This window comes from Streptomyces sp. NPDC023838 (assembly GCF_040639555.1).
GTDB lineage: Bacteria > Actinomycetota > Actinomycetes > Streptomycetales > Streptomycetaceae > Streptomyces.
On the sequence record NZ_JBFAAD010000015.1, the window covers coordinates 98,461 to 109,874 of the forward strand.

At 72.4% G+C, this 11,414-nt stretch carries 10 protein-coding genes; 8 read left to right on the top strand and 2 right to left on the bottom strand.

The window, feature by feature from the left end; genetic code table 11:
• Positions 1-82: 82 nt before the first annotated feature.
• The 6 genes from rfbB (at position 83) to AB0G17_RS20025 (ending at position 6,653) form a co-directional block, all read left to right on the top strand.
• Positions 83-1,066: a dTDP-glucose 4,6-dehydratase gene (rfbB, locus tag AB0G17_RS20000; RefSeq protein WP_361384088.1), complete on the top strand. Its 984-nt coding sequence runs from the start codon at positions 83-85 to the stop codon at positions 1,064-1,066.
• A 232-nt stretch (positions 1,067-1,298) separates the two neighbouring features.
• Entirely contained in the window at positions 1,299-2,060 is a 762-nt protein-coding gene (locus AB0G17_RS20005; RefSeq protein ID WP_361384091.1) for an alpha/beta fold hydrolase, read from the top strand.
• Positions 2,057-3,322, top strand: coding sequence for a beta-ketoacyl-[acyl-carrier-protein] synthase family protein (locus AB0G17_RS20010; protein WP_361384094.1), 1,266 nt, complete (start codon positions 2,057-2,059; stop codon positions 3,320-3,322). The genes AB0G17_RS20005 and AB0G17_RS20010 overlap by 4 nt, the downstream gene beginning before the upstream one ends.
• Complete coding sequence (locus AB0G17_RS20015; RefSeq protein ID WP_361384097.1) at positions 3,319-4,557, top strand: ketosynthase chain-length factor; 1,239 nt, start codon at positions 3,319-3,321, stop codon at positions 4,555-4,557. The genes AB0G17_RS20010 and AB0G17_RS20015 overlap by 4 nt, the downstream gene beginning before the upstream one ends.
• A gap of 28 nt (positions 4,558-4,585) precedes the next feature.
• On the top strand, positions 4,586-5,839 hold the full coding sequence (locus AB0G17_RS20020) for an FAD-dependent monooxygenase (protein WP_361384100.1): 1,254 nt from the start codon (positions 4,586-4,588) through the stop codon (positions 5,837-5,839).
• A gap of 4 nt (positions 5,840-5,843) precedes the next feature.
• Entirely contained in the window at positions 5,844-6,653 is an 810-nt protein-coding gene (locus tag AB0G17_RS20025) for a cyclase family protein (RefSeq protein WP_361384103.1), read from the top strand.
• Here the strand turns inward: AB0G17_RS20025 and AB0G17_RS20030 are convergent.
• Both AB0G17_RS20030 and AB0G17_RS20035 read right to left on the bottom strand, forming a co-directional pair.
• Entirely contained in the window at positions 6,640-8,259 is a 1,620-nt protein-coding gene (locus AB0G17_RS20030; protein ID WP_361384106.1) for an FAD-dependent oxidoreductase, read from the bottom strand. The two genes, AB0G17_RS20025 and AB0G17_RS20030, sit on opposite strands and share 14 nt — an antisense overlap.
• Before the next feature lie 184 nt (positions 8,260-8,443).
• Entirely contained in the window at positions 8,444-9,853 is a 1,410-nt protein-coding gene (locus AB0G17_RS20035) for a multicopper oxidase domain-containing protein (protein WP_361384109.1), read from the bottom strand.
• A 241-nt stretch (positions 9,854-10,094) separates the two neighbouring features.
• Here AB0G17_RS20035 and AB0G17_RS20040 point away from each other — a divergent pair, with 241 nt between their 5' ends.
• Both AB0G17_RS20040 and AB0G17_RS20045 read left to right on the top strand, forming a co-directional pair.
• The gene (locus AB0G17_RS20040; protein WP_361384112.1) at positions 10,095-10,298 is read left to right on the top strand and encodes a hypothetical protein; all 204 of its coding nucleotides are present in this window, start codon (positions 10,095-10,097) and stop codon (positions 10,296-10,298) included.
• A 536-nt stretch (positions 10,299-10,834) separates the two neighbouring features.
• Positions 10,835-11,188 carry a helix-turn-helix domain-containing protein gene (locus AB0G17_RS20045; protein WP_361384115.1) on the top strand — a complete coding sequence of 118 codons (354 nt, stop codon included), beginning with the start codon at positions 10,835-10,837 and terminating at the stop codon, positions 11,186-11,188.
• Positions 11,189-11,414 lie beyond the last annotated feature (226 nt).

Genomic DNA, 11,414 nt, shown 5'->3' on the forward strand with positions numbered 1-11,414 from the left:
GGTCGCTCCGGAGTATTTGCTTCGGCTCCCCTGCAGTGCAAATAGAAGAGCCCTGCATAACACTTTTTCGAAAGGTGGCGGCGTGAAGATTCTCATCACCGGAGGAGCCGGCTTCATCGGCTCGCACTACGTCCGTACGATGCTCGAAGGCGGATATGAGGGATACGAGGACGCGTATGTCACCGTCGTCGACAAACTGACCTATGCGGGAAACCTGGCGAACATTCCCGTCGGTCATCCCCGGCTGCGTTTCGTCGAGGGGGACATTGGTGACACGGAGCTGATCCGGAGTCTCGTCGTGGACCAGGACGCCGTGGTCAACTTCGCCGCGGAATCCCATGTCGACCGGTCCCTGTACGGCGCCGCCGAGTTCATCCGCACCAACGTCGGCGGCACCCAGTGCCTCCTGGACGCCTGCCTGCTCGCGAAGGTGCCCCGGTTCCTCCAGGTGTCGACGGACGAGGTGTACGGATCGATCGACGACGGCGTCTGGACGGAGGAGTGGCCGCTACGGCCCAACTCCCCCTACGCCGCCGCCAAGGCGGGCGGCGACCTGATCGCCCTGGCCTACGCCGCCACCCACGGCATGGACGTACGCCTCACCCGATGCAGCAACAACTACGGGCCGTACCAGCACATCGAGAAGCTCATCCCGCTCTTCGTCACCCGGCTGCTGGCGGGGCAGAGCGTCCCCCTGTACGGCGACGGGAACAACGTCCGCGAGTGGGTGCACGTCGACGACCACTGCCAGGGCATCCACGCCGCCCTCACCAGGGGGCGGGCCGGCGAGGTCTACAACATCGGCGCGGGAACGGCCCTGACCAACCGGGAGATGACCGACCGGCTGCTGCGGCTGTGCGGCGCGGACTGGAGCAGCGTGCACCAGGTCGCCGACCGCCTCGGCCACGACCGGCGGTACGCGCTCGACGACAGCAAGGCCCGCCGCGAGCTCGGCTACCGGCCGCGCGTGCCGTTCGAGCAGGGGCTGGCCGAGACCGTGGAGTGGTACCGCAGCCATCCCGACTGGTGGGAGAAGCTGCGGACATCGGCGGGCGCGCAGCGCTGACCCGGCCGCCGCGGTCCATGAGACGTGCGTCATGAGGTTCCCCGTGTGAAGGCCCGGCCCCCGCGCCGGACCACTGCGCGTGAGTGTATGCCGCACGCTCTCCTGCCGCACCGCGCTCGCGCGCGTCTTCACCGTCCCTCCATGACCTCAAAACCCCTCGAAGCGAGCTCGAACGGCCCGGGGCAGGGTGTCCGTGTCGGGCCCCACCGGGCCCGCGAGGGAGGGGCGCGAAGTGACTGACGACGACGGGCGGCTGCGGCTGTACTGCTTCCACCACGCCGGTGCGGGAAGCCTGGCGTTCGGCGCCTGGCAGCAGAGGCTGGGCCCCCGCGTCGAGGTCGTCGCCGTGCCGCTGCCGGGCCGGGACGCCCGCTTCGGGGAGCCGCGGATCACCGAGGTGGCCGCGCTCCACAGCGAACTGCGCACCGTCGTCGACCACCGGCCCGGCCGTCCGTACGCGCTCTACGGGCACAGCATGGGCGGCCTGATCGCCCAGCACATCGCGGCGCAGTGGCGGCGGTTCGCCGCCGAGCCGCCGCGGCTGGCCGTCATCGGCGCCTCGCAGCCCCCGGACGCTCCGGTGCCCGTCCTCGGCACCGGAGCACCCCGGGAGGAGGCGCTGCTGGAACTGATCAGCCACTCCAGCGCCCGCACGCTGCCCGACGCCGTGCTGCGCCGGTACGTGCTCCCGGTGCTCCGCGACGACCTCACCCTCGCCCGGGCGCTGCGCGCCGCGGCCCGGCCCGCCGACGTGCCGCTGCTGGCCGTCAGCGGGGAGGCGGACCCGCTGGCCGACGCGGCGACGATGGCCGGCTGGTCCCGGTGGACCCTCGCCGGTCTCACCGAGCGCACCGTCCCGGGCGACCACTACTTCGTGGGGGACCAGCCGCTGACGGACCTCCTCACCCAGGTGCTGGAGCCCCTGAACACCGGCTGGGCCACCGCATCGGCACTACATGACAGCAGCAGCATCGGTTGGGAGACCGCATCGTGAACAGACGGGTCGTCATCACCGGCATGGGCGTGATCGCCCCCGGCGGCAACGGGGTCAAGGAGTTCTGGTCGCTGCTGACCGCGGGCCGCACCGCCACCCGCCCCATCTCGCTGTTCGACGCTTCCTCGTTCCGCTCCAGGATCGCCGCCGAGTGCGACTTCGACCCGGCGGCCCACGGGCTCACGGCCGACCGGGCCCAACGCCTGGACCGGGCCGTGCAGTTCGCGCTGGCCTGTGCCGACGAGGCGGTCCGCGACAGCGGCATCGCCGGGGAGTACGACCCGGCGCGCACCGGTGTCACCCTGGGCAGCGCGGTCGGCTGCACCACCGGACTGGACCGCGAGTACGCACGGGTGAGCCATTTCGGCCGAAACTGGGAGGTCGACCACACCCGGGCCGTGCCCTGGCTGTACGACTACTTCGTGCCCAGCTCCATGGCCGCCGAAGTGGCCCGGCAGGCCGGGGCACAGGGCCCGGTGGCCATGGTCTCCACCGGCTGCACCTCGGGACTCGACGCGGTCGGCCACGCCACCGAGCTGATCCGCGAGGGCTCGGCCGACGTCATGGTCGCCGGAGCCACCGACGCGCCGATATCCCCGATCACCGTGGCCTGCTTCGACGCGATCCGGGCCACCTCACCGCGCAACGACGAGCCCGAGACCGCCTCACGCCCCTTCGACCGCACCCGCAACGGGTTCGTCCTCGGCGAGGGCTCGGCCGTGTTCGTCCTGGAGGAACTCGGCCACGCCCGCCGCCGCGGCGCCCGCGCCTACGCGGAGATCTCCGGCTTCGCCACCCGCTGCAACGCGTTCCACATGACCGGACTGCGGCCCGACGGCAAGGAGATGGCCGAAGCCATACGGTGGGCCCTCGACGAGGCGCGCCTGGACCCCACCGCCGTGGACTACGTCAACGCGCACGGCTCGGGCACCCAGCAGAACGACCGGCACGAGACCGCGGCGTTCAAGCAGAGCCTGGGCAGCCACGCCTACGACGTCCCCATCAGCTCCATCAAGTCGATGATCGGCCACTCCCTGGGCGCGATCGGCTCACTGGAGATCGCCGCCAGCGCCCTCGCCATCGAACACGACACGGTCCCCCCGACCGCCAACCTCCACGAAGCCGACCCCGAGTGCGACCTCGACTACACCCCGCTGGTCGCCCGGGAGCGCACCGTCGACACCGTTCTGACCGTCGGCAGCGGATTCGGCGGCTTCCAGAGCGCGATGGTGCTCACCTCCCCCGGAAAGGACAACCGATGACCACCGCCCCGGCCCCCGCCAGGACGACGACCGCCGTGGTCACCGGAGTCGGCGTGGCCGCGCCCAACGGCCTGGGCACCCAGGCGTGGTGGCAGGCCACCCTGCGCGGCGAGAGCGGCATCCGCCCGATCACCCTCTTCGACGCCGACGGCTACCCGGCCCGGCTCGCCGGGGAAGTGCCCGGCTTCGACGCCGCCGACCACCTGCCGGGCCGCCTCCTGCCGCAGACCGACCGGATGACCCGCCTCGCGCTCTACGCCGCCGCCGAGGCGTTCCAGGACGCCGGAGCGGACCCCGCCCAGCTGGCCGAGTACGGCGTCGGCGTGGTCACCGCGAGCTCCGCCGGCGGGTTCGAGTTCGGCCAGCGCGAGCTGCAGGCCCTGTGGAGCCAGGGCGGCGAATACGTGAGCGTCTACCAGTCGTTCGCCTGGTTCTACGCGGTGAACACCGGCCAGATCTCCATCCGCCACCAGCTGCGCGGCCCCGGCAGCGTCGTCGTCAGCGACGACGCCGGCGGGCTCGACGCGGTGGCCATGGCCCGTCGCCGGCTGCGCACCGGCACCCCGCTCATGCTCACCGGCGGTGTGGACTCCGCGCTCTGCCCCTGGGGCTGGACGGCCCGGCTGGCCGACGGCCGGCTCAGCGACGAGGACCGGCCCGAGGCCGCCTACCTGCCGTTCTCCGCCGACGCCCGCGGGCATGTCGCGGGCGAGGGCGGGGCGCTGCTGGTCCTGGAGGACGCCGCCAGTGCCCGGGAACGGGGCGCCGTCGGCTACGGCGCGATCACCGGGTACGCGACCGCCTTCGACCCCGCCCCCGGCGCCGGTGCCTCCGGGGGCCTGGGCCGGGCCGCCGAAGGCGCTCTCGCCGATGCCGGTATCGAACCGGAGGACATCGACGCCGTCTTCGCCGACGCGGCCGGCGATCCCGCCGCGGACCGGGAGGAGGCCGACACCATCCGCCGGATCTTCGGCCCGTACTGCGTGCCGGTGACCGCGCCCAAGACCATGACCGGCCGCCTCGGGGCGGGCGGCGCCTCGCTCGACCTGGCCGCCGCCCTGTTCGCCCTGCGCCACCAGGTGCTGCCGCCCACCGTGCACACCGCCGCCGCCCCCCACCACACGCTGGACCTGGTCTGCGGCAAGCCGCTGCGGACCGGGCTGCGCCACATCCTCGTCCTGGCGCGCGGGCGCGGGGGATTCAACTCCGCCGTCGTCGTCAGCGCCCTCGACTGACCGGGCCCGCCGAGATCTGGAGCCAGCGATGACCGAACACCACACCACCGACGTCTGCGTCGTCGGAGCCGGACCGGCCGGACTCGCCCTGTCCCTCATGCTGGTGCGCTCCGGCGTGCGGGTCACGCTGATCGAGCGTGCCGCCGGGTTCAGGCGCGAGTTCCGCGGGGAGATCCTCCAGCCCGGCGGCATGGACGTCCTCGACGAGCTCGGCGTGCTCGGTGCCGCCCGGGACCGCGGCTCCCGGCCGCACCGGGGCTTCCAGCTCATCGACGGCCGCAGAACGCTCCTCGACATCGACTACCAGCGGCTCGGCGGCCCGCACGCCCATCTGCTGGCGATCGGCCAGCAGCACATCCTGGAGGAACTGCTGACGGCCTGCCGCCGGCACGCCTCCTTCACCTACCTCGGCGGCCACCGGGTGAACGAACTGGTGCGGGAGGGCGGGCGGTTCACCGCAGTCGTCGCCGACGGCCCCCGCGGCGCGACCGCCGCCGTGCGGGCTTCCTTCGTGGTGGGCGCCGACGGCCGGTACTCGCGCACCCGGCGCCTGGCCGGGATCGACGCCGGGCGCATGGACCTCTTCGACCAGGACGTCGTCTGGTTCAAGGTGGACGCCCCGGGCAGAACCGTCGACCGGGTCAGGGTGCACCGCGCGGCCGGCCAGGCCGTCCTCGTCCACAGCTCCTACCCCGACCGGCTCCAGATCGGCTGGACGGTGCCGCACCGCAGCTGGAACGAGCTGGCGGCGCGGGGGCTTCCCGCCATCAAGGCACGGCTCACGTCGGCCCTGCCCGAGTTCGCCGACCTGATCGAGGACCAGCTCGGCTCGCTCGCCGACCTCAAGCTCCTCGACGTCTTCGCGGGCCGCGCCGCCGAGTGGGTACGCGACGGACTCGTCCTGATCGGAGACGCCGCCCACACCCACAGCCCGCTCGGCGCCCAGGGCATCAACCTCGCCCTCCAGGACGCGGCGGTGCTCCACCCGGTGCTCCTCGACGCCCTCCAGGACGCGGGGAGCGGGACGCGGACCCTGGAGGGGTACACCGCCCTGCGGAGTAGCGCCATCGACGCCGTCTTCCGCTTCCAGACCATCCAGTCCAAGGTCATGCTCGCCCGGCCGAACCCCGTCGCCGACACCGTGCGGCCCCTCCTGGCCGGCCTGGTCACCCGCAGCCCGCTGGGCGGCGTCCTCACCCGCCGTATCGCCCACGGCCGCGCCCCGGTGCGCGTACGCACCGATCTGTTCACCACACCCCACAGTCCGAAGGCGAGGGCCTGAGCCCATGCGCATCATCGATCTCTCCAGCCCCGTCGACGCCACCGCCTGGGAACCGGACCCGGTGGTCCACCACGTGCTCAGCCCCGCCGAGGGCGCCCACCACATGGCGTCCGAGATGAAGGAGCACTTCGGCATCGACTTCGACCCCGCCGAACTGCCGGGCGGCGAACTGCTCTCCCTCGACACCTTCACGCTCACCAGCCACACCGGAACGCACGTCGACGCGCCCGCCCACTACGGCTCCGCCGCCGTGACCGAGTACGGGACACCGCGCACCATCGACGAACTGCCCCTGGACTGGTTCCTCAGGCCCGCCGTCGTCCTCGACCTCCAGGACCAGCCCACCGGCGCCACGGGCGCCGACGTGGTGCGCAAGAAGATCGCCGAGGTGGGGTACGAGCCGCAGCCGCTCGACATCGTGGTCCTGCACACCGGGGCCTGGCGCTACGCCGGCACCCAGCGCTACTTCACGGACTTCACCGGCCTGGACGGCGAGGCCGTCGACTACCTGCTCGACCTCGGCATCAAGGTGATCGGCACCGACGCGTTCAGCCTCGACGCCCCGTTCGGGGACATGCTGAGCAGATTCCGCGAGAGCGGCGACCGGGGCGTCCTGTGGCCCGCCCACTTCGCCGGCCGCCGCCGTGAGTACTGCCAGATCGAGCGCCTGCACAACCTGGACGCCCTCCCCGCGCCGTTCGGCTTCAGGCTCTCCTGCCTGCCGACGAAGCTGCGCGGCGCGGGGGCGGGCTGGACGCGGGCCGTCGCCCTCGTCGACGAACCGGCCGGCGCCCACCCCGTCATCGAGGTGTGACGCCGCCCCCGGCGCCGGGCAGCCCCAGCGCCCCGGCCGCCCGCGCGAAGGCTGCCACCGAGAAGTCGCCGCCCCGGGCGGCCAGATAGCCGTCGGGGCGGACCAGCAGCCAGCCGCCGGTGGACAGCCCCAGGGCGTCGCGCAGCGCCCGCCCGGGGTCGGCCAGCCCACCGGGAACGGCCACCGCGTCGGCGACCTCGCGGACCGACAGCCAGGCGCCGCAGCTCTCGGCCACCCGGTCGGCCGGGGCGCCCGCGACCAGCAGTGTCCATCGCGGGTCCCGCAGCTCCTCCAGGAACGCCGACCAGCCGGGGGCCGCGGCGCGCACCCCGTCCACCAGCGCCACCCGCTGGCCCGGCCGGGGCGCGTGTCCGCCGCCCGCCGGATCCGCCAGCGTCAGCGGCGAGTCGGGGTAGCGCAGGTCCAGCGCCGACATCGCCGCCATGATCTTCCGTTCGATCTTTCCCTTCAGCGGCTTCGTCCTGCGTACGACACCCATCACCACGGGCAGCAGCAGATCCTGCAGCCGGCCCTTGAGCGCCACCAGCGCGGTGGCCCGGGCCGTCGAGCCCAGCAGCTTCTCGCCCACCGGAACCCGCTCGGCCGGATACGAGTCGAGCAGTGCGGCATCCGCCTCGCCGCGCACCACCATCGCCAGCTTCCAGGCGAGGTTGAAGGCGTCCTGCACCCCGGTGTTCATGCCCTGCCCCGACGCCGGGCTGTGCACATGCGCCGCGTCGCCCGCGACCAGGACGCGTCCGGCGCGCATCGACGGCACCATGCGCTGCTGGATGGTGAAGACGGACACCCAGTCGGGGGTGCGGACCGTCACCGGTGTGCCGAGCCCCGCCGACAGCTTGGCGGCGAACCGCCGAGCCACCTCTTCGGGGTCCCCCCGGTAGGCGGCGTCGGCCGTGTCCAGCAGCCGCCACCGCCCCTCTTCGGGAAACGGCACCAGCATCACCGTTCCGCCGCCGACGCTGATCCAGTGGATGCTGTCGGGCCGGGCCTCGGTCTCCACCTCGGCATCGGCGATCAACCAGGTCTCGCTCGCGTCACCGATCAGGGGGAAGCCCAGGTTCTTGCGGACCACGCTGTGCCCGCCGTCGCAGCCCACCATCCAGTCCACCGCCACGGTCTCGGCCGCCGCCTGTGGCCCCTCGTGCCGGAGCACTGCCCGTACCCCCTCGGCGGAGTGCGTGAACTCCTCCAGCCGCACGCCCCATTCGACCTTCACCCCCCGCCGGGCCAGCGCCTCGCGCAGCACCTCCTCGGTGGCGGCCTGGGGGATCATCAGGGTGAACGGGTACCGGGTGGGCAGCCGGCTGTAGTCGGCGCCCATCCGCACCAGCTGCCGGCCGCCCCGGTGCATGGTGAAGGCGCGCAGCTCCCGGCCGCGCGCCAGAACGCCCTCGACCACGCCCATCTGGTCGTAGATCTCCAGGGTGCGGGCGTGGGTGGCGATGGCCCGGCTGGTCGCGGACGGCCCCTCGGCGGCGTCCACCACCCGTACCGCGACGCCCCGCCGGGCGAGTTCGTGGGCGGTGACCAGTCCCACCGGGCCCGCCCCGACCACGAGTACCTGATCCGACCGGCTGTCCGTCATGTCGCGCTCCGAAGGCTGTCATCGGGCGGGGCGCAAAACACGCCGCCGCCCGATCGGGGGAAGCTCGGGCGGCGGCGTCATCGGCCCCTGCAAGGGTCTCTCCCATGGTCGGGCGAGGCCGTCGCGTGCCGTTCGCGTACTCTTCGACGCCCGTTGGTGCCGGCCCGCCTTCCCGCCTTCCCGCCTAGCGGACCACCTCGAACTGGCCCATCATCCCCATCGCCGAGTGCCCCATCATGTGGCAGTGGTAGAGGTAGCGCCCGGTGTAGGAGGTGAAACGCAGCTGGACGCGGACCCGTTCACCGGGCAGCACCGCGACGGTGTCCTTGAGCCCCGACTCCTCGGGCGCCGGAGGCTTGCCATTGCGGTCGACCACCCGGAACTGGGCCAGATGCGTATGGAACGTGTGCGGCATCGCGTAGGTGTCCTCAGGAACGGTGATGGTCCACCTCTCCTCCGCGCCCGCCTTCACCCGGAAGTCCACCCGGTCCATGTCGAAGGGCCGGCCGTTGATCAGATAGCGGTCGTGCGCCATGTCGGTGGTCATCACGAACTCCCGCTCCACCGTGGGTGTGCGCAGCGCCGGAAGCGGCCGCAACCGGTCCGGCACGCGGCTGTGGTCCACGGCCGTGCGGTCCACGTCGAAGCGCATGACCTGCGGATTCTCACCCGGATAGGCGGCCAGGTTGTCCAGGGTGACGCTCTCTCCCGGCCGGTGGCGGGAGAAGTCGACCACGATCTCGGCCCGTTCGGCCGGCCACACCACGACGTTGTCCACAGTGACCGGCGCGGGCAGCAGGCCGCCGTCCGAGGCGATCTGGACGATCGGGGAGCCGTCGCCGAGCTTGAGCGCGAAGGGCCGGTCGTTGGAGACGTTCACCAGCCGGAAGCGGTACTTGCGGGCCGCCACCCGAAGGTACGGCGTGGCCCGGCCGTTGACCATGGTCGTCGACCGTTTGCCGATGTCGTGCACGTCGTACACGAGGGAGCCGTCGGCAGCGAGGGCGGCGTCACGCAGCAGCAGCGGAATGTCGTACCGGCCCTTGGGCAGCGGCAGACGCTCCTCCGCCTCGTCCGTGAGGATGTAGCAGCCCGCCAGCCCCCGGTAGACGTTCTCGGCCTCCAGCATGTGGGCGTGGTCGTGGTACCAGAGGGTGGCGCCCGGCTGGTCGTTCGGGTAGAGGTACGCCCGTGAGGCGCCCGGCATGATCAGGTCCATGGGGTGCCCGTCGCTCGGCTGCGGCACATGGCCACCGTGCAGATGTACGGCGACGGGTGTGTCCAGCCGGTTGACCTGCTGGACGATCACGGGCCGGCCGCGCTTCGCCCTGATGGTCGGGCCGGGGAACGCGCCGTTGAACCCCCGTATGCGGGTGTCGCCGCCCGACGCGATCCGGGTGTGGGCCTCCCGCATCACCAGGCGGTAGATGTCGTGGGTGGCGGTGCGCAGTTCGGGCCGCAGCACGGAGGGCACGGGCAGGGGGACGGAGAACGGGCCCTTGGGCGAGGGGTGGTTCGCCGCGCCGGTCGCGGTCGCCACGGCTGTGACGGCGGCCGCCACACCCAGCTTGGACAGTTGACGCCTGGTCAGCATCGGGGCTCCTTGCACAAGGCCGGGCGCCCGCGCACAGGGCACGAAGGCGCCCGACACCGGATCGAGGGCGCCAAGTCTTCCCATCCGGCTTCGCATCCGCCTCGAGAGCCGACCCGCAGAAGCCGTCCGTGCGGCCACTCGGGGGTACGTCGACGTCACCGCGGAAGGCGGGAGTCGTTGGTCAGGCGTATCAGCACCGCGGGACAAGGAGATCAGGTGCGACGACTTGCCGTCACTGGCCGTGGCAGCGGCCGTAGGCGCCGTGAGCGGCGCCACGACGACAGCGGCCCAGGCCGCGCCCACCGCGAGCCATCGGGCACAGCCACCGTTCTCGTACGCCGCGTGTCTGGACGCCGCCAAGCAGCACGGCGAGAGCCGTTCCTGCGCGAAGTGGCACTGCGACCTGCTGGTGACGAAGGGGCGGGTCAGGCCCCCGAAGCGCTGACCGGCCGGCCTCCACGTGGCCCGGGCCCGCCGCTTCGTCGGAAGCATCAGTGCGCGGGTCTTGTCCTTGGGCCAGTACCTCGGGTTGGCCGCGCTGAGGAAGTCGGCGATCTCCTGCCCGTTGGCGTACCAGGCGTCCACAGCCGCTGCCAGTTTGGTCTTGTCGCCCGCCTTGGCCGCCACCAGTACGTCGACCGCGCCGAGGATGTGCTGGCGCAGCAGCGCGGTCAGCTGGTTCCCGGCTCTCTCGCCGAAGTACGGCTTGAACGCGTTGCCCAGGTCGACCTGATTGCGCAGCAGTCGCTCCTCGGTGGGCTTCAGGTCCGGCAGACTCCGGGCATACGCGGGCTCCCCGGTTCCTCGCGCCGGGCACGGCGGTTGCTCGTGCCGTCCGGCGCGGGCAACCCGACGCCGCCGCGGCCAGTTACTGGCTGATTACCTCGCACCCGGCGCACTGCTCGTGCGCAGCAGGCCTTCTCTGTAGCTTTGAAAGTGACGATCGTGCAGCTTCGGAGGGGACGGGGGGTGTCACAAGACGTGTCCGAGCGTGTCGACGCGCTGATCGCGCGGTCCGCGGCTCTGCCGCCTCCTCAGGTACGGGCCCGTCTGCGCCAGGCCGGGTGTCTGACGCAGGCCGAGGTCGCGGAGGCGCTCGGGGTGCACCGCATCCAGGTGGTGCGGTGGGAGAAGGGCAGAGCCGAGCCCCGTCAGCCCCATCGGCGGCTGTACGTACGCCTGTTGCAGGGGCTGGCGGAGAAGTTCCCCGAGGTCACCGGGGAGCAGCGCCCCCGGCCCGGCGTGGACGGACGAGCGGACGGGCAGGCGTCCCCCCAGGCGGGCGCAGCGGACGGGCCGGCCGGGGCCGTGACGCCGGCACCCGAACCGCCTTAGAAACGCCGAAGCGGCCCCCGTCGCCACAACGGAGACCGCTTCCCAGCGATCGACTCAACGCACTGCAAGCCTTCGAGTCGTGAGCAGTGAGGGTGACCTCCCTGCCGGGTGAAGCCCGGGGGTCCTTACGGCCCACATGGTCACCGACGGCCAGAATACGCGTCCCGCCCCGCGGGATTCCATATCTGTCGTCATCTTGTACGCCGCGTCCGACGTTTTCCTCCGG